At 27.9% G+C, this 23169-nt stretch carries 21 protein-coding genes and 1 tRNA gene; 17 read left to right on the top strand and 5 right to left on the bottom strand.

From position 1 onward, the window contains the following. Positions 1 to 6: 6 nt before the first annotated feature. Positions 7 to 1299, bottom strand: coding sequence for an FCSD flavin-binding domain-containing protein (locus AC5LG6_RS09150; protein WP_498586331.1), 1293 nt, complete (start codon positions 1297 to 1299; stop codon positions 7 to 9). A gap of 16 nt (positions 1300 to 1315) precedes the next feature. Beyond that, positions 1316 to 1612 (bottom strand): c-type cytochrome, encoded by a 297-nt coding sequence (locus tag AC5LG6_RS09155; protein WP_081560523.1) that lies wholly within the window; start codon positions 1610 to 1612, stop codon positions 1316 to 1318. 211 nt (positions 1613 to 1823) lie between these two features. On the opposite strand from AC5LG6_RS09155, the gene AC5LG6_RS09160 reads away from it, so the two are divergent. The 6 genes from AC5LG6_RS09160 to ftsZ all read left to right on the top strand — a co-directional run bounded on the left by AC5LG6_RS09160 (position 1824) and on the right by ftsZ (position 9958). Continuing rightward, positions 1824 to 3089, top strand: a complete 1266-nt coding sequence (locus tag AC5LG6_RS09160; RefSeq protein WP_498586332.1) for a Y-family DNA polymerase — start codon at positions 1824 to 1826, stop codon at positions 3087 to 3089. A 120-nt stretch (positions 3090 to 3209) separates the two neighbouring features. Then, positions 3210 to 3575 carry a hypothetical protein gene (locus AC5LG6_RS09165; protein WP_066155133.1) on the top strand — a complete coding sequence of 122 codons (366 nt, stop codon included), beginning with the start codon at positions 3210 to 3212 and terminating at the stop codon, positions 3573 to 3575. Then, complete coding sequence (locus tag AC5LG6_RS09170; protein WP_066359000.1) at positions 3565 to 5889, top strand: AAA family ATPase; 2325 nt, start codon at positions 3565 to 3567, stop codon at positions 5887 to 5889. Before AC5LG6_RS09165 ends, AC5LG6_RS09170 begins: the two co-directional genes overlap by 11 nt. A gap of 60 nt (positions 5890 to 5949) precedes the next feature. After that, positions 5950 to 7416: a peptidylprolyl isomerase gene (locus AC5LG6_RS09175; protein WP_260957849.1), complete on the top strand. Its 1467-nt coding sequence runs from the start codon at positions 5950 to 5952 to the stop codon at positions 7414 to 7416. 2 nt (positions 7417 to 7418) lie between these two features. Continuing rightward, on the top strand, positions 7419 to 8801 hold the full coding sequence (gene ftsA / locus AC5LG6_RS09180) for a cell division protein FtsA (protein ID WP_066220651.1): 1383 nt from the start codon (positions 7419 to 7421) through the stop codon (positions 8799 to 8801). 47 nt (positions 8802 to 8848) lie between these two features. Further along, the gene (gene ftsZ / locus AC5LG6_RS09185; protein ID WP_373681279.1) at positions 8849 to 9958 is read left to right on the top strand and encodes a cell division protein FtsZ; all 1110 of its coding nucleotides are present in this window, start codon (positions 8849 to 8851) and stop codon (positions 9956 to 9958) included. Between the two features lie 60 nt (positions 9959 to 10018). On the opposite strand, the gene AC5LG6_RS09190 is transcribed toward ftsZ, so the two are convergent. Further along, positions 10019 to 11113, bottom strand: a complete 1095-nt coding sequence (locus AC5LG6_RS09190; protein ID WP_260878428.1) for a YeeE/YedE thiosulfate transporter family protein — start codon at positions 11111 to 11113, stop codon at positions 10019 to 10021. Beyond that, complete coding sequence (locus tag AC5LG6_RS09195) at positions 11113 to 11373, bottom strand: hypothetical protein (RefSeq protein WP_066155118.1); 261 nt, start codon at positions 11371 to 11373, stop codon at positions 11113 to 11115. The genes AC5LG6_RS09190 and AC5LG6_RS09195 overlap by 1 nt, the downstream gene beginning before the upstream one ends. A gap of 169 nt (positions 11374 to 11542) precedes the next feature. Between AC5LG6_RS09195 and metX the strand changes: the two genes are divergently transcribed. From metX to AC5LG6_RS09230, 7 genes are all read left to right on the top strand, one after another. Continuing rightward, the gene (gene metX / locus AC5LG6_RS09200; RefSeq protein ID WP_498586333.1) at positions 11543 to 12646 is read left to right on the top strand and encodes a homoserine O-acetyltransferase MetX; all 1104 of its coding nucleotides are present in this window, start codon (positions 11543 to 11545) and stop codon (positions 12644 to 12646) included. Between the two features lie 2 nt (positions 12647 to 12648). Then, positions 12649 to 12855: an exodeoxyribonuclease VII small subunit gene (xseB, locus tag AC5LG6_RS09205; protein WP_181403253.1), complete on the top strand. Its 207-nt coding sequence runs from the start codon at positions 12649 to 12651 to the stop codon at positions 12853 to 12855. A gap of 90 nt (positions 12856 to 12945) precedes the next feature. Continuing rightward, positions 12946 to 16188 carry a carbamoyl-phosphate synthase large subunit gene (gene carB / locus AC5LG6_RS09210; protein WP_498586335.1) on the top strand — a complete coding sequence of 1081 codons (3243 nt, stop codon included), beginning with the start codon at positions 12946 to 12948 and terminating at the stop codon, positions 16186 to 16188. Between the two features lie 2 nt (positions 16189 to 16190). Continuing rightward, the gene (locus AC5LG6_RS09215; protein WP_066358972.1) at positions 16191 to 16634 is read left to right on the top strand and encodes a Sua5 YciO YrdC YwlC family protein; all 444 of its coding nucleotides are present in this window, start codon (positions 16191 to 16193) and stop codon (positions 16632 to 16634) included. 62 nt (positions 16635 to 16696) lie between these two features. After that, positions 16697 to 16772, top strand: a tRNA-Glu gene (locus tag AC5LG6_RS09220). A gap of 169 nt (positions 16773 to 16941) precedes the next feature. After that, a complete protein-coding gene (locus tag AC5LG6_RS09225) occupies positions 16942 to 17877 on the top strand; it encodes a Fic family protein (RefSeq protein WP_431400383.1) in 936 nt (311 codons plus the stop codon). Between the two features lie 208 nt (positions 17878 to 18085). Continuing rightward, positions 18086 to 18373 (top strand): hypothetical protein, encoded by a 288-nt coding sequence (locus tag AC5LG6_RS09230; protein ID WP_066220631.1) that lies wholly within the window; start codon positions 18086 to 18088, stop codon positions 18371 to 18373. Positions 18374 to 18405: 32 nt separating this feature from the next. Here AC5LG6_RS09230 and AC5LG6_RS09235 read toward each other — a convergent pair whose 3' ends face one another. Further along, positions 18406 to 19602: a Fic family protein gene (locus AC5LG6_RS09235; protein WP_498586336.1), complete on the bottom strand. Its 1197-nt coding sequence runs from the start codon at positions 19600 to 19602 to the stop codon at positions 18406 to 18408. 251 nt (positions 19603 to 19853) lie between these two features. On the opposite strand from AC5LG6_RS09235, the gene AC5LG6_RS09240 reads away from it, so the two are divergent. Genes AC5LG6_RS09240 through gmd form a run of 4 tightly spaced genes read left to right on the top strand, consistent with a single transcriptional unit; the run spans position 19854 to position 23166 of the window. Continuing rightward, complete coding sequence (locus AC5LG6_RS09240; RefSeq protein ID WP_498586337.1) at positions 19854 to 20168, top strand: MarR family EPS-associated transcriptional regulator; 315 nt, start codon at positions 19854 to 19856, stop codon at positions 20166 to 20168. Position 20169: 1 nt separating this feature from the next. Continuing rightward, a complete protein-coding gene (locus AC5LG6_RS09245; protein WP_498586338.1) occupies positions 20170 to 21555 on the top strand; it encodes a mannose-1-phosphate guanylyltransferase/mannose-6-phosphate isomerase in 1386 nt (461 codons plus the stop codon). After that, the gene (locus AC5LG6_RS09250; RefSeq protein ID WP_498586339.1) at positions 21527 to 22021 is read left to right on the top strand and encodes a GDP-mannose mannosyl hydrolase; all 495 of its coding nucleotides are present in this window, start codon (positions 21527 to 21529) and stop codon (positions 22019 to 22021) included. The genes AC5LG6_RS09245 and AC5LG6_RS09250 overlap by 29 nt, the downstream gene beginning before the upstream one ends. Further along, positions 22021 to 23166: a GDP-mannose 4,6-dehydratase gene (gmd, locus tag AC5LG6_RS09255; RefSeq protein ID WP_498586340.1), complete on the top strand. Its 1146-nt coding sequence runs from the start codon at positions 22021 to 22023 to the stop codon at positions 23164 to 23166. The genes AC5LG6_RS09250 and gmd overlap by 1 nt, the downstream gene beginning before the upstream one ends. Positions 23167 to 23169: the final 3 nt, after the last annotated feature.

The following is a 23169-nucleotide window of genomic DNA, read 5'->3' on the forward strand; positions in this document are numbered from 1 at the left end:
AAATTTTTATTTAAATATGTCAGCTGTTTGGCTCTCATACCAAGCATAAGCATATTTTGCTTCTAAAATTCTAATATGACCATCTGGATCAGTTTCAGGGCTTACTCCACCTGCTCCATCAACATTTTGTATTTTATCATCAAGTGCATTGTAAACAGCGGCAATAGAAATACCATAGTTTGGACTCAATAAACTATAACAAGTATTTGCTAGTTTTGGAGGATTTAAAGGCTCTTGTTGTTTTAGCATTCTTGATATTTGAAGAGCTACAACTTTTCCTTGAGTACTTGCACTAAATGCTGATTTAGGCATAGGTGCTGCATTTGAAGCATCTCCAATAACATGAACATTTTTAACTAATTTAGATTCAAAAGTTTTTGGATGAATATCACACCAATCTTTTCCTTCTGCTACAAGTCCTGAATCAAATGCTAATTGAGAAGCTTTTTGATTTGGAATATAGTTTAAAACATCTGCTTGAACCTCTTCATCTTCAGTTACAACTATTTTTTTAACAGGATCAACACTTACAACTTTTCCACCAAATTGTGCTGCTCTCCACTCAATTAAATCACCATAAAGTTCTTTCCAACCATTTGTAAATAGAACTTGTTTTGAGAATTTATCTTTTTGATCAAGAACTATAATTTTTGAATTTGGTTTATTATTTTTAATATAGTGAGCTACAAGTGAGATTCTCTCATAAGGTCCAGGAGGACATCTAAAAGGATCAGCAGGTGCTACCATTACAAAAGTTCCACCATCTTTCATATTTTCAAGTTGTTTTTGAAGAATTGTAGTTTGCTCACCAGCTTTTACAGCATGTGGTGCATGTTTTTCATTCTCTTTTGTATAACCTTTTTCATATTTAAAATCAATTCCAGGGCTTACAACAGCTTTTGTATAAGAGATTTTTTCTCCATTTTCTAAAATTACACTAGAGCTAGCTCCATCAACTTTTGCAACTTTTGCATAAACTACTTTTATATTGTGTTTTTTTGCTAAAGTAGATAAATCATGTTTTATGAAATCCATTTTTTCCATACCAGCAATTACTGCATTTGAAAATGGACAAGTATAATACTCTTTATTTTGTTCAACTAAAACAATCTCAATATTTGAATCAAATTTTCTTAAATATCTAGCAGTTGCAGCTCCACCAAAACCACCACCTACAATTACAACTCTTTTTTTATTTGCAGGAATTGTAGATAAACCACTTGCTAAACTATTGCAAGCAGTAAAAGATAGAGCCGTAGCTCCTAAAACTAATTTTCCAAAATCTCTTCTATTTATCATCGTTTATCCTTTTTGCTTATTTAACTTTTGAAAAGTAGTAAGATAGTTGCTCAAGCTCTTCATCAGTGAAACCTTTTGTATGCTTTTGCATCATATGTGTATCAACTCTTTTTCCAGTTTTGTACTCAAGTAAAGTTTGATACATATAATTCTTATCCAATCCAGCTATTTTTGGAATAGCAGTAGTAGATTTTCCATCAGTTCCATGACAGTTTGCACAAGAAAGAGATAACATCTCTCCTCTTACAGGGTCATAATCTACAGCAAACGATAAACTTGCGAAAGTTGCAAGTAAAAATGCCAGTTTTTTCATTTTATCTTCTCCTTTTATATAACAAATACAAATGAATGATAATTTAATAAACTTAATAAAAATTTAAAATATTAAATAAATCTTATATAGAATTATAAAAAAAAATTATGTGTAAATTCTTCTCAATTTTTTATTAAGGTATAAAATATAAAAATATTGCAAATTGCAATATTTATTAAATATTTTATCAAAAATAGAGTAATATTTTATTATGTTTATTCATATTGACTTAGATTGCTATTTTGTATCAGCACATAGAACTCTTGATAAAAGTTTACATAATATTCCCGTTGCTGTTGGTGGGAAAAGTAATGTAGATATTTTTTCACACACAAGAGTAAAAAGAACAATGGCAACAAATCGTGCTAGTTTTTCAAGTAAAATTTTAGATAGTGAAGATGAAAATAGTTCAAATGATTATTTTGTTGATGAAAATAATAAAATAAGAGGAATTATAACATCAGCTTCTTATGAGGCAAGAGCTTTTGGAGTAAAAACAGCTATGAGTGTAAATGAAGCTTTAAAACTTTGTCCAAATTTGAAAATGATACCACCAAAATATAGTCTTTATGATGAGTTGTCTTCAAAATTAAAAGAGCTTTTGGAACTTGAAATTCCTCTAATAGAGCAGTTCTCTATTGATGAATTTTTTGGTGATTTAACTGGTTATATAAAAGAGGATGAAGCAGAAGATTTTGCAAGAAAATTAAAAGATAAGATATTAAAAGAGTTAAATCTTCCTTGCTCTATTGGCTTAGCAAATACAAAATATTTATCAAAGCTTATGACAAATGAGGCAAAACCAAACAATATAAAACTTTTGAAAAAAGAAAATATTGAAGAGTTTACAAAAAATATTTTAATAGAAAACTTTACAGGAATTGGAAAATCTCTTTGTGAAAAATTAAGTGGTTACAATATAAAAACTTTGGGAGATATTAGAAAAAATAAAAATCTATTTTACTCTTTTGGAAAAGTTGGAATAGATACATATAATAGAGTTTGTGGAATAAAAGATAGTAAACTAAATATAACAAAAGAGAAAAAAAGTATAGGAATTGGAAGAAGTTTTGATGTAGTTTTTAATAGAGAAGAGCTTAAAAGAAGAGTTATGATTTTAAGTAGATATTTGAGTTTTATAGTAAAAAAAGATGGGCATAATCCTTTGTCTTTTCAAATTCATATAAAATATGAGTCAAATATTAAAACAAAAGCACAAGAAAATAGTAATAAGATTTTTAATGAATTTGATTTTAAAAACTCTATAATAAATCTATTTATGCAAGCAGACAAACACAGAAATCATGGTGTAGTTCAATTATATATTACAGTTTTTAATTTTGCAAAAAAAGGAGAACATACTTATAATTTATTTGAGTATGAAGATGATTTGAAAAAAGATAAATTGGGTAAAAATATACAAAATCTAAGAGAAAAATTTGGAATTGATATTCTAAAAAGTGCTTGTGAACTATAGTTAAAATATGACAATTTGTAATATTTTAACTATTTTAAAATAGATTTAGTTATAATCTTATAATTTAAAAAAAAGTGATATTAAAAATAGATATGATTCAAAAAATATTAAAGTTGAAAAATGGGTTTTGAAATAAACGAGAAACAGTTAAGAATTCGTTATATAAGAGTTGTTGAAAAATTTTTAACAAGAACAATATCTTTGTTAAAACTTGAAAATTTTGATAAAGAGCTGTTTTTAAAAAGAACTTTAAAAAATTATGAAGATATGTGTAAATCACAAAAAGTTGAACTTTATTCAGATTATTATACTTTGCTAAATAGTTTTATTGAAAAAACTATCTCTTTTACAAAAAATCATAGTGAAAGCTTTGAAGATGAGAGAGCTATACTTTTAAAAGAGGCAAATTTACTTCAAAAAGAGAAAAATAAGAGTTCATATAAAAAAGATAAGCATAAAAAAGATAAGTATAATGATGGAAACTAATGAGAAGAGCTTCAATCTTAGTGGAGTTTTAAAAAAAGTTTTATATAAAAATGATGAAACAAAATATACTATTGCAGTTTTAGAAAATAATCAAAAAATATGTGGAGTCTATTTTGATGCAGATATTGAAAAACTTGTAGGAGAAGAGATACTATTAACTGGAAATTGGATAACTCATAGTAAATATGGAGTTCAATTTGAGTTTAATACTTTACAAGTAAAAGAGCATGAACTATTTTTTTTCCTTACTAAAATAATCAAAGGTTTTACAAAAAAATCAGCAACAGAGATTTTAGAAAAATATGGAGAAGAAGGTTTAATAAAGATTTTAGATGAAAATCCAAATGAACTTTTAAATTTTAAAGGTATTAAAGAGAAAAAACTAAAATCTATTTTAAACTCTTGGCACTCTTTTAAGCATCTTAGAGAACTTGGTGCTTTTTTGGGTAAATTTGGAGTTACTTCAAATCTAATAACAAAAATATACTCAACTTTTAGTGAAGTTGAAAACTTAATCGAAAAAATAAAACAAAATCCATATATGCTAATAAATATAAAAGGAATAGGATTTAAAAGAGCAGATGAGATAGCAAAAGCTTTAGGAATCGATGTAAAATCACCTTTTAGAATAAAAGCTTGTTTAAATTATACTTTAAGAGAGTATTGTGATAATAACGGTAACTCCTCAATAGATAAATTTCATCTTTATAAACTTTTAGATGATAGTTTGAGGTTTTCAAAAGAGGAGCTACTTTATGAAAATATTTTAGTTGAAATGTTAGCAAAAGAGGAGATTTATAGTACAAGTGAAAATCGTATTGCACTTTCAATGTTATATTATTGTGAGAAGAAAATATTAGATTTTTTTAATATAAGAAAAGATAATAAAAATAAGAAAATTATAGATAATTTTGAAGAGTATTTAGAAAAAAAACAAAAAACTTTAGGATTTACTCTAAGTAGTGAACAACAAAAAGCAGTTGAATTAATAAATTCTGGAGAAAAGACGCTATTTTTAATAGGATATGCAGGAACAGGAAAATCAACTTCAAGTAGAGCTATTTTGGAACTTCTTGAAGAGATAGTAAGCTATGATGATATTATAGCTATTGCTTTAAGTGGAATTGCAAGTCAAAGAATAAGTGATACAACAGGATACAACGCAAGCACAATTCAAAGTCTTTTAGTAAAACATAAAGAGAAAGATTTTTTTCCATATAAAGTTATTTTACTAGATGAAGCTTCAATGGTAAACTCTGTTACATTTGCCCAAATTATAAGCAAAATAAGTGATGATACAATTTTTATAATTGTTGGAGATGATGGGCAGCTTCCAGCTATTGGAGCTGGAAATATATTAGCTGATAGCATAAAATATGAATTAGCACCTATTTGTAAACTTACAAAAATTTATAGACAAAACGAGAATCAAGCAATAGCTGTAATTGCAAATGATATAAGAAAAGGTGAATTACCAAATTATAAAGAAGAGTATGAAGATTTTAAGTTTGTTGATGTATCAATAGGAAATTACTACTCTATGAAAAATTCATTGACTCAAAATGAGTTTTCAGATATGAGAGGTGAAAATAGTGAGTATATCTTAAATAATATTTTAAATATTGCAAGTAATTATATACAAAATTACTATGATTTTATAAAAGAGAAAAATATAGGAAAAGCACTTACTTTGTTTCAAGTAATTACACCTATGAAAGGTGGAGTTTTAGGAGTTGAAAATCTAAATATAGAACTTCAAAGACTTTTTAATCATACAAAAAATAGAAGTTTAAAAATAAAAGATATTGAATATAAATTAACAGATAAAGTAATTCATATTAAAAATGAGAATATGAAAGCTCAAACTATGAGTATGTATAAATCAAACTCTACTGAATTTATGGAAAGAAGAGTTTATAATGGACAACTTGGACTTGTAATAAAATTAGATTTTGATGAAAAAAAGTGTGTAGTTTTATATCCAAATGATGATATGGTAGTATTTTATGACTTTGATAATATTCATCATCTTTTAAATTTAGCATATTGTCTAACAATTCATAAAACACAAGGAATGGAGTATGAAAATGCTTTAATTCCTATGAGCTTTTCACACTATATAATGCATAATACAAAACTACTTTATACAGCAATAACAAGAGCAAAAAGTATGTGTTTTATTGTTGGGGAAGAAGAAGCTTTTAAAAGTGCTTGTAAAAAAATAGAAGTGACAATAAGAGAGAGTGTTATAAATGATTTATTGTGCAATAAAGATAAAAAAATAGAAACAAATAGTTTATCTATAAGCGTTTAAATAACATACAAGCAAGATTTTTGTATTATAATCTCTAAATTTTTTTTAAGGGTTTATTTTATGATAACTTGGATGCAAAGACATAAAAAGTGGTTGGTTATTACGATTTGGATTAGTACTATTGCCTTTGTAGGTGCTGGATTTGTAGGATGGGGATCATATGACTATGGTAGTAAAGGTGGCGTTGTTGCAACTGTTGGAAACAAAGAGATTAGTGTAGAAGAGTATCAACAAGAGTATTCAAATCTTTATAATCAATATTCACAAATTTTTGGAGCATCTTTTAATAAAGAGTTAGCAGAGCAATTAAGATTAAAAGATGTTGCATTTTCTCAACTTTTACAAAAAAATCTTCTTATGTCTTATGGTAACTCTTTAGGTTTGATGGTAACTGATGAAGAGATTGCAAAAGAGTTGATTAATTATGAAGAGTTTAAAGTAGATGGTAAATTCAATAAAAATCAATATGTAAATGTTTTACAACAAAATAGAATGTCACCTCAAGAGTTTGAAACTAGTCTTAAAAATTCAATACTTTTTCAAAAAGTTCAAGCTCTTTTTAGTATAGAACCAACTCCAAATGAGATAGAAAATATTAGTAAACTACTATTTTTAGAAGATGATATTACTTATAAAATATTGACTTTGAATGATGTTGATGTAAATAGTGTTGATGAAAATGAACTTAAAAAATATTTTGATGAGAATCAAAATGCATATAAGAGTGAAGTTTTTTATGATTTAGAGATAAAAGAGCTTCCTATTTCTTCTTCTAACTCTACACAAGAAGATATAAAAAATCATTTTGACAAGTTTAAAAGTGATTATAAATTTGAAGATGGAAAGTTAAAATCTTTTGAAGAAGCAAAAGAAGAGATTATAAAAGATTTGGATGAGAATTTTAGTAAAAAAGAGGCTCTTACTCTTTACTTAAAACTTAAAAAATCTGAAGATAATTTTGACAAAAAAGCGACTTATTCTGAAAATAAAATTCCATTTTCAGCTGAAAATGTTCAAAAAATTAAAGAGTTAAAAAAAGAAGAGATTTTAAAACCATTTTTTGAAAATAATAGATTTTATATAGTAAAACTAGCAAAAGTGAACCCTTCTGTTAATTTAACTTTTGAGCAAGCAAAAGCAAAGGTAATTGAAGATTTTAAACTTAATTTGAAAGCAAAAAAATTAGATGAATTAGCACAAAATAGTTTAAAAGATTTTAAAGGAAATGAAGCAACAGCAGTAAATAGAGCAAGTGCTTCTAAAATTAAAGGATTAAATGAGCAAGAAGCAATAGAGTTTTTAGGACAACTTTTTGCTAGTTCTACTAAAGAGGGAATTGCAAAAGTTGGTTCAAAAGTTGTTTTATATAAAATAATTGACTCAAGAATGGCTTCTTACGACAAAGCAAAAGATAGTTTTGTAAGAGATGAGATAAAACAGGTTCAAAATTCTGATTTATTGTCAAATTTACTTAAAAAACTTGAAAATAGTATTGTAATAAAAACATTTATGCAGGCAAAGGAGTAGTTTTGAATAATACAAATGATATTTTTCTTACAATAAATATTGGTTCTAGTGTTACAAGTGCAGTAATATCTAAACCAAAATATGATTTAGATAATAGTATTGAAATTTTAGGTTTTGGAGTTCAAGATAGTGTTGGAGTAAATAAAGGACTTATAACAAATATTGAAGATGTTTCAAGAACTATAAAAGATGCAATACTTCAAGCAAAAGAGAGTGTAACAGAGACTATTGGAACGACTGTTGTATCTATTTCTGGAAATTATACAAGAGGAATCAAAGCAACTGGATATGTAACTATTCCAAATGGACTTGTTTCTGAAACAGATATAAATCAAGCAATGCAAATGGCTCTTTCAAACTCAATAATTTTACCTGATTATGATGTAGTTCACGTAATACCACTATTTTTTAAAGTAGATGATCAAGAAGTTGAAAACCCATTTAATATGAATGGTTCAAAGCTTGAAGCATCTGTTTACATTGTAACTGCAAAAAGAAATGCACTAATTAATATTAAATCTGCATTAAGAATTTTTGGTATAGATGATGTTAGATTTGTGCTTGACTCTTATGCTGCTTCTTTGGCAGTTTTAGATGAACAACAAAAAAGAATAGGTGCTGTTGTGATCAACTTAGGTGCTTCTACAACTGAGTTTGTATATCATAAAGGAAACTCTATAATTTATAATGGATTTATTCCTGTTGGTTCAAAAAATATTACAAATGATCTATCTTTGATGTTAAATACACCTCTTAGAACAGCTGAAAAGATAAAAATTGAGTATGGTTCTTTAATAAAAGATTACTTTGGAAATGGAGAAGTTGGACCTTCAAATGTTGGAGTTTCACAAATAAATGATGAAGAGTATTTTAAAGAGTTTCCTCTTGGTCATATTCAAACAATTATTCACGCAAGAGTAGAAGAGCTTTTAGTTTTAGTTAAAAATGAGTTAAAAAAGAATGCTTTACTTGATAATATTGGTTCAGGAATAGTGCTAACAGGTGGAATGAGTCAATTAGGTGGAATAAAAGAGCTGACAAAAAATATTTTTGAGAAGATTCCAGTAACAATTGCTACTCCAAAAAACATTCCAAATTCATTTAGAGTTAGTTTTGATGAGCCACATATGGCAACAGTTGTTGGATTGATTATGTTTGCTTTAGGAATGAATAGAGGTTATCAATTAGATTCTAGTAAAAAATTAATAAGACCTATTAGAAAAGGTCAAGTTAATGATAAGTTTATTGCACCACAAACTCCACATATTGGACAAGCTGGACCTGATATGAGAATAAGAACGAATGATACAATCTTAGACCCTTTACCAAAAGATAAAAAGAAAAAAGGTCTTGGACTTTGGAAAAAAATTGAGGAGTGGTTTTAATGGAAAATAGTAGCAGTCACAATCTATTTAGAGTAGATGATATAATGATAAAAGAGGATATGCCTACAAAAGCACTATCAAATAATCTTCCAAAAATTGCAGTAATTGGTGTTGGAGGTGGTGGTTGTAATATGATTAATTATATGATTGAAGAAGGTACTCATATGATTGATTTAATAGTTGCAAATACAGATTTAAAAGTTCTTCATATTTCAAAAGCTCCAAAAAAGATTGAATTAGGACCTATGCTTACAAATGGGTTTGGTGCTGGAATGGATCCAGAAGTTGGAAGAAACTCAGCGCTTGAAAGTTATGATGAGATAAAAGAGACTTTAAAAGGTGCTGATATTGTTTTTGTTGCTGCTGGATTAGGTGGAGGTACAGGAACAGGAGCTGCCCCTATTATTGCAAAAGCAGCTAGAGAAGTTGGAGCTTTGACTGTTTCTGTTGTTACTAAACCTTTTGGTTTTGAAGGAAGAATGAGAGCTGCTTTGGCAAATTTAGGTCTTGAAGAGCTTAAAAAAGTTAGTGATTCTTTAATTGTTATTGCAAATGATAAACTAAGAGAAGCTGTTGATGAGACAATTGGTATAAAAAATGCTTTTAAAGTTACAGATAATATTTTATATCAAGCTGTAAATGGAATGAGCCAAGTTATATTAAATCCAGGTAGTGGAAATGATATAAATGCCGATTTTGCAGATGTTAAAACTATTATGAAGCATAAAGGTATTGCTTTAATGGGAATTGGAAAAGCAAAAGGAGATGAGGCTACAAGTAGAGCTTTAGATAATGCTATAAACTCTCCTTTACTAGAAAAAGTACCTTTAGACGGTGCAAAAGGAATTTTAATTCACTTTACAATAAGTCCAGAAATATCACTTTTTGCTATAGAAGATGTTATGAATAATATAAATCAAAGAGTTGATATAAATGCTCAAATTATTTTTGGAACTACAACAGATACAGATTTTGAAAGAGATGAAGTAAAAATTACTATCATAGCAACTGGATTTGAAGCTAAAAATGAGATAAAAGAGGAACAAAAAGAGAGTGATGAAAATGAGATTGAAGCTATAAAAGTTGAAGCAGTTGAAAGCACTCTTGATACTCCACCTCTTATGAGAGGTTATACAGTAGAGTATCCACTTCACTAAAATGATTTAATAAAATATTTAAGGATACAAACTCAAATATTTGAGTTTGTATCCTTTTTTTTATATTTCGTAATCCAAAGGTTTTTGTTTTTTATCATCATCTTCCCATTCAAATAAGAAACACATAGGAAGTTTATCTTTTTTATAAAGTATTTTTCCAGTTATAAAACCAGATACTCCAATAGAAATTATTGCTAAAAATGAACTAAATACAAGGGTAGAAACACCACTTAAACCTTGTCCTACAGTACATCCAATAGCCATAATTCCACCAATTCCCATCATAGAACCACCTATCATATTGTATTTTAATTTATTAAAATTCATTTTTGAAGTGCATCCAAAACTATATTTTTTATTAAAAAATGTCGAAAAATATGCACCAAAAATTGCACCTAAAACAATACAAACTCCAATAGATAACTCTGTTATTTCAAAAAAAGTAAAAAATTCTAAAGTTTTTGCACTAGGATATACATAACTTAAAGCTTGAACTTGAATCTCTTTTTCAATACTTTCAGCTCCAATATATCCAGAGATAAACCAAGAAAGACCAACTAAAAATCCAATAATAACACCATCGTATAAACTAAAAACTCTTTTTACTTTTTTTACAAAATATGCCAAAAGTAAAACTAAAATTGCTAAAACAAAGTAAATATTTAGCGTAAAGTTTGATAAATTACTTGAAATATCTATCATAAATTGATTATTTATAAAACCATTTACAACTCCAAATAAAACCCCTTTTGTACTAGCAAATGCAAAAATTGCAATAAAAAGTAGCGTTACTAAAGCATTTGCATCACCTTGAGAAAATTTTACTATGCTTCTACTACTGCAACCATCAGCTATCATCATTCCAGCACCAAATAAAGCACCACCAATAATAATAGCAAAGTAGTTTATATTACTTTTAAAATAGCTACTAGAACTTAAATCAATGTCAAAAATAGATGCAAATATTTGAGTAGAAATAATAGCTACAATCATAGCCATAACAACACTAGCTGCTCTTTTTGTTGATTTAATTTGTATATAATCTTTTAAACTTCCACTAAAACAGAACTGTTTTTGTTGAGCAAAAAATCCAAATACAAAAGCAATAGCAAAAAACGCTATAAAAACAATTTCATAAATCTCTAAATCAAACACTAAATTTCCTCCTCATCATCTTCCATATCTTCTAAATCTAGTAAAATATTTTCCGCCTCTTCTTGAGTTAATTTATTTTCATTTATAAGTTTCAAAGCTTCATCATAAAACTTTTTTACCTCTAAAAAGTAGTTTAATTCCTCTTTTATCTCTTTATCATTTTTCTTTGAAAGTAACTTTTCTAAAGCCTCTATTTCAGCTTTAAGTTCTGGTAAAACCTCTTTTTCTAAAAGTTTTTTTAACTCTTCAATTTTATTCACAAAAATCCTTTTTATAATATTAAACTATGATTATATAAAAAATTACTTATAATATAAGATTAAAAAGTTTTATATCTTTAAATTTCTTAAAAATATGTCACTAAAAGGCTTTTTTATTTTAGTTTAGATAGACTTTAATCTAAAAAAATAGAAAAATTTGGAATATATTTTGGAAATAGAGACAAAAAAAGAGAAATTTAACGAACCACTTTATCTTGAAAGTGGAAGGCTTCTTGAAGAGTTTGAGATAGTTTATGAAACTTATGGAAGATTAAATGAAGATAAATCAAATGTTATAGTTATTTGTCATGCTCTATCTGGAAGTCATCACGCAGCTGGTCGTTATGAAAATGAGGCAAAAGCTGGTTGGTGGGATAAGTTTATAGGAGATAAAAAAGCTATTGATACAGAAAAATATTTTGTAATTTGTTCAAATAATATTGGAAGTTCATATGGTTCTACGAGTCCTTTAAGTATTAATCCATCTACAAAAAAAGAGTATAGATTAAAATTTCCTGTTTTAACAATTTCGGATATTGTAAATGCACAAATGAGACTTTATAAAAAATTAGGAATTAAAAATGCAGTTGCGGTTATTGGAGGAAGTATGGGTGGAATGCAAGCTCTTTGTTATGCAATTGAGCATCCAACTTTTGCAAAACACTATATTCCAATGGCAACAACAGCATATACAAGACCTTGGGCAATAGCTTTAAATAAAATAGCTATTGAAGCAATAAGACATGATCCAAATTTTCAAAATGGAAACTATGAAAAAGATGATTTAAAAGCAAGAGGGTTAGTTGGTCTTGCAGTTGGAAGAATGGCTGGATTAATTGCATATTTAAGTCCAAATCTATTCATAAGCAAATTTGGAAGAGATTATGTTGAAACAGATGGATTATATGAGCTATTTGGAAGATTTGAGATAGAGAAATATCTTGAGCACAACTCATATAGTTTTCCAAAATTTTTTGATCCACTATCATATTTATATATTTGTAAAACAATAAATATTTTTGATGCTGGAAGAAATAAAGATAAATTAGAGGATTCATTTTTAAAAATAGAAGGAAAACTTCATTTAATTGCTTTTAAAGATGATATGCTATTTTTCCCAAATGAGATGGAAGAGATTAGAGATATTATGGTAAAAATAGGTAAAAAAGATCAAGTGACATTTAAATTAGTAGATAGCTCTAGTGGTCATGACTCTTTTTTAGTAGAAGTTGAGAAATTTGAAGAACATATAAAAGATATTTTAAAGGATTAAAAATGGAAGATATTAAAAAACAAGAAGATATTAATTTTGAAGATAAAATTACAAAAGCAAAAGAGCTTTTAGAAAAACTTTCAAATCCACAAATTACAATAAATGAGTCATTAAAGTTATATAACGATGGTTTAAAAGAGTTGGAGCTAGCTCAAAAGTTATTAGAAGAAGCAAAATTAGTTTTTGTTACTCAAAGCAATAACTCTTAATAAAACTCTATATGATAGTGCTTTTATAACAAAAGATTAAGTACTTTTTGGGTAAACTTGCCAAATTTTTAAATCAGTGAAAGGAAAGTTATGCCAAAAAGAGAAGATATAAAAAACATTTTGTTGATTGGTTCAGGACCGATTGTTATAGGACAGGCGTGTGAGTTCGATTATTCTGGTACTCAAGCAACAAAAACTTTGAAAGAGCTAGGATATAGAGTTGTCCTTGTTAACTCAAACCCAGCAACTATCATGACAGATCCAGAATTTGCTGATAAAACTTATATAGAACCAATTACAGAAGAGGTTGTTTTAAATATAATTAAAAAAGAGAATATAGATGCTATTTTGCCTACAATGGGTGGACAAACTGCACTAAATATAGCGACTTCAATGTATTCAAAAGGACTTTTAGAAGGAATTACTTTTTTAGGAGTTCATCCAGAAGCAATTAAAAAAGGTGAAGATAGACATCTTTTTACTGAATCTATGAAAAAAATAGGTCTTGATTTACCAAGAAGTGAAAATGCTTATAATCTTGAAGAGGCTATGAGATTAGCTAAAGAGATTGGTTTCCCTGTTATTAGCAGAGCTTCATTTACTCTAGCAGGTGCTGGAAGTGGTGTTGCTTATAATATGGAAGAGTTTAAAGCACTAGCGCAAGCAGGACTTGATGCTTCACCAATCAATGAAATTGAGATTTTAGAATCGGTTTTAGGTTGGAAAGAGTATGAAATGGAGATTATCAGAGATACAAATGATAACTGTATAGTTGTTTGTTCTATTGAAAATCTTGATCCTATGGGAGTTCATACAGGAGATAGTATAACTATTGCACCTGCGCTTACACTTACAGATAAAGAGTATGCAAAAATGAGAGAAGCATCTTTTGCAATTCTAAGAGAAGTTGGAGTAAATAGTGGTGGATCAAATGTTCAATTCTCTATGTGTCCAAAAACAGGAAGAATGCTTGTAATTGAGATGAATCCAAGAGTTTCAAGAAGTTCTGCACTTGCTTCAAAAGCAACAGGTTATCCAATAGCAAAAGTATCAACACTTTTAGCAGTTGGATTTACACTTGATGAGATTAAAAATGATATGACAGGAACATTAGCAAGTTTTGAGCCTGCGGTTGATTATATCGTTGCAAAAGTTCCTAGATTTACATTTGAAAAATTCCCAAAAGCAAACTCAACTTTAACAACTTCTATGAAAAGTGTTGGTGAAGTTATGTCTATTGGAAGAAATTTCAATGAGACTATTCAAAAAGCTATGTGTTCACTAGAGACTGGTCTTTGTGGTTTTGATACTGTCTCAACAGATTTAGAGTTAATCAAAAAAGAGATTAGAAGACCAAATGATAAAAGACTTCAATACCTAATGGATGGTATGAGACAAGGTTTAACAAATGAAGATATCTTTGAGTTATCAAAAATAGATCCTTGGTTCTTAGCTAAGTTTAGAGAGATGTACGAAATGGAACTTTCTATGACTCCTGCAATTTTAAAAGATGAAGCGTTTTTGCGAAAAGTTAAATCAAATGGATTTAGTGATAAATTTATTGCAAATGTTATTGGAAAAACTGAAGAAGATGTATATCTTGCACGAAAAGCTTTAGATATAGATTTTGAATACAATGAAGTTGATACTTGTGCAGGAGAGTTTAAAGCTTTAAATCAATACTTATATTCAACTACAAATGTTTCAAAACTTCCAAAAGTAGAGATGCCTAAATCAACTCAGAAAAAAGTTATGATTATTGGTGGAGGACCAAACAGAATTGGTCAAGGAATTGAGTTTGATTATTGTTGTGTACACGCAAGTTTTGCATTAGCTGAAATGGGTGTAAAAACAATTATGTACAACTGTAATCCTGAAACTGTAAGTACAGATTATGATACATCAGATGTTTTATACTTTGAACCAATTGATTTTGAACATGTTAGAAGTGTTGTTGAAAAAGAGCAACCAGATGGTGTAATTGTTCATTTTGGTGGACAAACTCCACTTAAACTTGCACAAGCACTTACAAAAGCTGGAGCAAAAATTATTGGAACAACAGCTGATGTAATTGATTTAGCTGAAGATAGAAAAAAATTCTCTGCATTTGTTGAAAAAATTGGTCTTTTACAACCAGAAAATGGAACAGCTGTAAAAATTGATGAAGCTATACAAATAGCTGAAAAAATTGGATATCCTGTATTAGTAAGACCTTCTTTTGTTCTTGGTGGAAGAGGTATGAAAATTGTTTACTCAACAGAAGAGTTAAAGCAATATATGGATGAGGCAGTAAGTGTTTCAAATGATGCACCTGTTTTAATTGATAAATTCTTAGATAGAGCTATTGAGCTTGATGTTGATTGTATTTGTGATGGAAAAGAGGTTTATATTGGTGGAATTATGCAACATATTGAAGAAGCTGGTATTCACTCAGGTGATAGTGCTTGTTCACTTCCTCCAATCTCTATAAGTGATGATTTAATTAAACAATTAGAATCAAAAACTAAAGAGATGGCTTTAGGTCTTGGAGTTGTTGGTTTGATGAATACTCAATATGCAATTCATAAAGGACAAATATATCTAATTGAAGTAAATCCAAGAGCATCTAGAACTGTTCCATTTGTATCTAAAGCAACAGGAATGCCGCTTGCAAAAGTTGCAACTAGAGTTATGTGGGGAGAAACTTTAAGAGATGCTCTTAAAGTTTATGATAGAGATATTGTATATGAAGAAAATGGTGTTTTAAAACCAAGATTAAAAGATCACGTAGCTGTTAAAGAGTCTGTTTTCCCATTTAACAAACTAGTAGGTGCAGATTTACTTTTAAGTCCTGAGATGAAAAGTACAGGTGAAGTTATGGGTATTGCATCAAATTTTGCAATGGCATTTGCAAAATCTCAAAATGCAGCTAAAAACTCTCTTCCAAAAAGTGGAAAAGTGTTTATCTCTTTATGTGATTTGGATAAAGAGTTTGCTTCAACTATTGCAAAAAGTTTAGTTGATAGTGGCTTTACTATATGTGCTACTGGAGGAACTGAAAAAATTATATCTGAAGCTGGAATTGCTTGTGAGAAAGTTTTAAAAGTTAGTGAAGGAAGACCAAATATAACAGATTTATTGACAAATGGTGATATTGTAATGGCAATAAATACAAGTGGAGAGCAAGAGTCTTCTAAAGATGATGGAAAAGAGATTAGAAGAGCAGTTTTAAGAATGAATGTTCCATATTTTACAACAGTAGCTGCTGCAAATGCTGCAACTGATGCAATTAAAGAGTTAAAAACAAAAGATGTTTCAACTCCAAAATCTATTCAAGAGTTTTTAAACTACTAAAAATGAATCCCGATTTAGTATATTTGGTACAAACAGATACAACTGTTGGTTTCTCATCATCAAATGATGAGAAACTATCAAATATAAAACAAAGACCTTCAAATCAAAAAATCCTTAAAACTTTGGATAGTTTTGTAACTTTAAAGGAGTTTGCAAGAGTTCCAAAAAAGTTTAGAAAAATAGTGCGAAATAGTTCTAAAACTACATTTATATATCCAAATTTAAACTCTTTTAGAGTTGTAAAATCTGAGTCTATATTTTTTGATTTTATAAAAAAATTTAGAGTTTTATCTTCAACTTCTGCAAATAAGACAAAAAAAAGTTTTGAGTATGATTTTGCTTTTGAAAAATGTGATGTAGAAGTTATCTCAAATTTAGGATTTTTTGAAACTTCCTCTTCAGAAATTTATAAATTAGGTAAAAAAAGGTTAAAAAAAATAAGATAGGCATTGTCTTATTTTAAGCAAAATAAAACGCAAACTAAACTATAATCAAAATTCTTTTTTAAGACCCTGTCGTCTAGTGGCCAAGGACCTCAAGATTTCCTCTTGATGACGCATGTTCGAATCATGCTGGGGTCGCCACTTATAATTTATTACAATTTAAATTTTCTACTTTTACCTTAAATAAAATTTTATATAAATTAAATGACTTATTAAATATATAAAATGTAAACCAAAGTGTAAAATAGTCAAATTACTTTACATTTAAAGAGTATTAGTGTAAACTATTATACTTTTAAAAGGAGCTAATATGTTTGATTATACACAATTGACTTATTCAGAAAAAATAAACGATTTATTAATATATCATGGTAGTCAAGCAAAATTATCTGATTATTTGGAAATAAGTCGACAATCTATTTTAAAATGGAAAGAAAATGATAGTTCAATCAAAGAAGAGAATAAGCTTAAAATTGATGTTGCTTTTTGTAAAGCCTTTGGATTTAAATCTATTGATGCGAATGAAGTTATTAGAGTTTTAACACAATTAAATAAAACCGATTTTTCATATTTTAATATAAAAGAAGAAGATATAGTTCATTTAATCTCTAAATATTCATCATTTGGATCATTGGAAATTGAAGAGGCGGATATTAGTGAGAAAAAATTTGATAAAGTTATTTCCCAGAATAATGAGTTAATAAACGACTTGAACAAAAGAGAGATATTTTCTATAAATAACTTATCATCATTGAGTAATAAAATCATAATGGATACATTAAACAATACAGAAGATGTATTTCCAATAACTACTGAAAAAATAAGAATATGGCATTTTATTTTAATGAGTGGTATTAGAGCAGATGCTGGTAAATATTCAACAAAAATAAGAATTATTCCAGGAAGTGAAGATTTACACTTAACTGACCCAAGAGATATACCAGAAGAGTTGGAATATTGGTGTTCTAAATATAAAGATATTGAAACAATTGAAGATATTGCAAAAGCTCATGCTCATTTTGAAGCAATACACCCTTTTGGAGATGGAAACGGAAGATTAGGAAGAATAATAATGGCTGCTCAATGTATTAAAATAGATTATATTCCTCCTTTGATTAATAAAAAAAATAAAGCTTTGTATCTTGTTTTTTTAAAACATGCTCAGGTTAATTCAGAATATGGACATTTATCATATTTTTTAGGAAATTCTATATTGAATATGCATAAAAAAGTATTTAAGATTTAACAGATACTATATTTGTGTAGTATAATGCAATTAAATAAAATGTACTCTAATAATGTATATTTTCATAAAAATATGATAGAATATACATTCTAAATGTATAAAAGGGTTTAAATGATTACTATAAAAGCTTGGAAAAAAGATATAGCACAAATCATATTTTAAATGAAACAAAAATAGTAGATGAAAACTTTAGTAAGGAAATAAAAAAGTGAGAGATATAGATTTTAGTTTATCAACAACTCAAGAGATAATCAAAGAGTTCGCTTCTAGAGCAAAAAGAAAAAGAAAACAAAATATAGAAACATACGGTACTCAAAAAGAGTTTGCACAACATATAGGAATGAGTTTTAGAAGTTATCAAGAGTTTGAGATTAGCGGGAAAATAAGTTTAGAAAAATTTATTGATGTTTTAAGAGGGCTTGATTGTATTGAAGATATTCAAGATATTTTAAAAATCAAGGATGAAGAATTATTTAAATTTAAATATAGATATTAATTAATTTCCAAATGTAAACTAAATTCTCTTTATCAAACCTTTGGAAAAATTTCAGGTATAACTTCTGATGCAAAATGAGAGTTAAATTTTATAGAAATAGGACCTTGAGGTTTTAATGAGGTAATATATTCTCTTTTTTCTAACTCTTTAACTATTTTTATGGCTGTTGGTTTACTTACACCTAATACATCTTTTACACTATTTCTTGGAATTTCTCCATATATAAGCAAATGCTCAAATATTTTTTCAGAATGTTTTGGTAATGGTTCAATATCTTTATACATATTTTTTTGTGAGAATATTACATAATTTCTGATTCTATTTGCAATTAAATCTATTCTTAACACTTCGGACATATAATTTATTTGATCCAAAGCTATATCTAACATAAAATCTAAGAATAACTTTAAAGCCTTTAATGATAAATTACCTCTTCCATCATCATAACTACCTGTATAAGGTTCATCTGCTATTGATAAAAACTCTTTGTACTTATCAATATTTCTCGCTAATCCTCTTGATATATTCCATAGTCCATAACCTTCTAAATCAATTTTATATAAAATATAATCTAAATATAACCTAGAAATTCTTCCATTTCCATCGTAAAAAGGGTGTATATAAACTAAACGATGATTAGAACATAGTGCATAAATTAATTGCATAGTTTTATTTTCAAACTTACTTTGATTGTAAAAAAATTCAAATTCCCCAAAATAGGAACTTAAATCTTTAGGATCAGGAGCAAGATGATTACCAACTTTTACAAAGCTTTCTCTTAACTTCCCAGGAATCATATCTACTTCTAAATCATCATGTTTTATCTTTAAAGCATATTTCATTTCATCTTTAGAATAAAACTCTTTATGAATATCAAGTATAGTATCCAACAAATAAGTATCTTTGTTTATTGTTGTTAAGTGCTGTATATACTCTTGTACTTCTATGTGTACCAAAGAGAGTTGTTGTAAATCTTTTTTCTTTTTCTCTGATGAAAAATCTTTTTTCATTGCTTTTTCAATATCAAAAGGGTGAGTACCTTCTGATTCAATTAAATTTGAATAGTAACTATTTGTGATTTTCAATAAATCTTTTATTGCTAAGATAAATTGTTTATTATGTCCACCTGTTAACTTTGCACTTTTCATAACAATTTCTTCAGCTTTTTTAAATAAAAAAGTATCAAGCTTTATAGAACCAGATTCAGGAATTGCTGGAGTTATATACATACAAAAATCCTTTATATAATTTACCTCTAATTTTACCTTATGTTTATATCTTAAAGTATTATTTATTGGTATTTTAGCATATTTATTTAAAAAATAAATATATATAATTTTACCTCTAGTTTTACTACTATTTTGTTTTTTTTAATTACATCAAATTCGATGGAATTAAAAAAATATAATTAATTTTTAATAGTGTTCAAAGATTAAACATAGTATATTTCAAACTCAATTTTTAAAGGGGAATTAAGATTTTGAATCAAGAAGAGATAGAACTAAAAATTCTAAGAAGTGTAGATAAAGTCACAAGCCAAAGAACAATAGCAGATGAGATAGGCTATAGCTTGGGAAAAGTGAATTATGTACTTAAAAACTTAATTGATAAAGGTCTTATAAAAACTCAAAGATTTGTAAACTCAGAAAATAAGATCCAATATAAATATCTTCTAACTCCTAAAGGTATCAAAGAGAAAATAGAGATTACAGAGAAGTTTATTGCTATAAAAAAAGCTGAGTATGATGAGCTTCAAAAAGAGCTTGATGTTTTGAAAGGTTTAGGGGAGAATTAAAATGACAAACATAATATTATGCGGTGGAAGTGGAACAAGACTATGGCCAATTAGTCGTACTCTTATGCCAAAACAGTTTGTAAAACTCTTCGATGATAAATCACTTTTTCAATTAACAGTTGAGAGAAATAGTAAACTGTGTAAATCTTCTATTATAGTTTCAAACTCTGAACAATATTTTTTAGCTTTAGATCAACTTGAAGAGCTTAATATTGAGAATAATAAATATTTATTAGAACCAATAGGAAGAAATACAGCACCTGCAATTGCACTTGCTTGTATGCAACTTGATTATGATGAAATAGTTCTTGTAACTCCAAGTGATCATCTAATAAAAGATGAAAAAGAGTATGAAAAAGTACTTAATAAGGCAAAAGAGTTTGCATCTGAAAATAAACTTGTAACATTTGGAATAACTCCAACATTTGCTGAAACTGGATTTGGATATATTGAAACTGTAAATGAGTTTGATGTAAAAGCTTTTCATGAAAAACCAAACTTTGAAATAGCAACTTCATATTTAAAAGCTGGAAACTATTATTGGAACTCTGGAATGTTTTGTTTTAAAGCAGGAGTATTTCTTGATGAACTTAAAAACTATTCACCTGAGATATATGAAACTTCAAAAATAGCTTTTGAAAATGCAACAAATACAAATAACCTAATTAGAATAAAACATGAAGATATGGCAAATATTCCTGAGGATAGTATAGATTATGCTGTTATGGAAAAATCAAATATAGTTAAAGTAATTCCTTCAAATATCTCTTGGAGTGATGTAGGAAGCTTTGATTCACTTTATGAAGAACTTCCTAAAGATGAAAATAATAATACTATAAATGAAAATCATATAGCAATTGATTCTAAAAATAATTTAGTATATGGAAGTGAGCGAAAAATAGCAACAGTTGATATAGAAGATTTAATAATTATTGATTCTGGTGATGCACTTTTAATTTCTAAAAAAGGCTCTAGTCAAAAGGTTAAAAAAGTAGTTGAAAAATTAAAAGAGTCAAACTCACAACTTCATAATATTCACTTAACAGGATATAGACCATGGGGAAGCTATACAGTTCTAGAAGAATCAACTGGATATAAGATAAAAAGAATAGAAGTAAACCCCGGGAAAAGATTATCGCTACAAAAACATTTCCACCGAAGTGAACACTGGATTGTGGTATCAGGAACTGCAACAGTAACTGTAGGAGATGAGAAAAGATTAGTTAGACCAAATGAGAGTACATATATAAAAGCTGGAGAACTTCATAGACTTGAAAATGAAGGAAAAATACCAGTAGTTTTAATAGAAGCACAAGTTGGTGAATATACAGGTGAAGATGATATTGTAAGAGTTGAAGATGATTTTAGCAGAGAGTGTAAAAACTAAAATGCTTGAGTTGGATAAATTTAAAACTTTAGTTGATATCGCACCTTTAGTTTCAATAGATTTTATTATTAAAAATCAAGACAATAAAATACTACTTGGTAAAAGAGTAAATAAACCAGCTTATGATTACTTTTTTACACTTGGTGGAAGATTGTTTAAAAATGAAACTCTAAATGAAGCAAAAAAAAGATTATTAAAAGATGAAATTGGATTAAATATTGAAGATTTTAATCCAAAGTTTATTGGAGTGTTTGAACATTTTTATAAAGATAGTTTTGTAGATGATAATATATCAACTCACTATGTAAATCTTGCATATGAGATAGAAGTATCTTATATCCAAGACTTACCAAAAGCTCAACATAATATTTATGTATGGTTAAGCAAGGATGAAATTATGAACTCTAAAGAAGTTTATAAATATGTAAAAGATTATTTTAAAAACAGTATAGGAGAAAGAATTTAATGACAAATCAAAAAGTAGCACTAATCACAGGAATCACAGGACAAGATGGAAGTTATCTTGCTGAATTTCTTTTAAAAAAAGGTTATATAGTTCATGGTATTAAAAGAAGAAGCTCTTTGTTTAATACAGATAGAATAGACCACTTATATCAAGATGTTCATGAAAAAGATGTAAAGTTACATCTTCACTATGGTGATATGACAGATAGTATGAATCTTACAAGAATCATTCAAGAAACTCAACCTGATGAGATTTATAATCTTGCTGCTATGAGTCATGTTCATGTATCGTTTGAAACACCTGAGTATGTAGCAAATGCAGATGGTACTGGAACTCTTAGAATCCTTGAAGCTGTAAAGCTATTAGGACTTACAAAAAAAACAAAAATATATCAAGCATCTACTTCTGAACTTTATGGAAAAGTACAAGAAACTCCACAAAGTGAAACAACTCCATTTTATCCAAGAAGCCCATATGCAGTTGCTAAAATGTATGCATATTGGATAACTGTAAATTATAGAGAAGCTTATGGAATGTTTGCTTGTAATGGAATATTATTTAATCATGAATCTCCAGTTCGAGGTGAGACATTTGTTACTAGAAAAATAACTAGAGCTGCAAGTAAAATTGCTCTTGGACTTCAAGATAAACTATATCTTGGAAACCTTGATGCAAAAAGAGACTGGGGACATGCAAAAGATTATGTAAGAATGATGTGGATGATTCTTCAAGCAGAGGAGCCAGAAGATTGGGTAATAGCAACTGGTCAAACTACAACTGTAAGAGATTTTGTAAAATTCTCATTTGCTTATGCTGGAATAAATCTTAGATTTGAAGGTGTTGGAGTTGATGAAGTTGGTATAGTTGATTCTTTAGATTTAGAAAAAGCAAAAGCATCAAATATAGATATTTCTCACCTTAAATTAGGACAAATAGTAGTTTGCGTTGATCCAAGATACTTTAGACCAACAGAGGTTGATTTACTTTTAGGAGATCCTTCTAAAGCAGAGAAAAAGCTAGGATGGAATAGAGAATACAATCTACAAGATTTAGTAAATGATATGATGAAATCAGATTTAAAACTTATGACAAAAGATGTTTACCTAAAAGATGGTGGATATAAAACTATGAGTTATTATGAGTAGGAT

Source organism: Arcobacter thermotolerans, assembly GCF_983172305.1.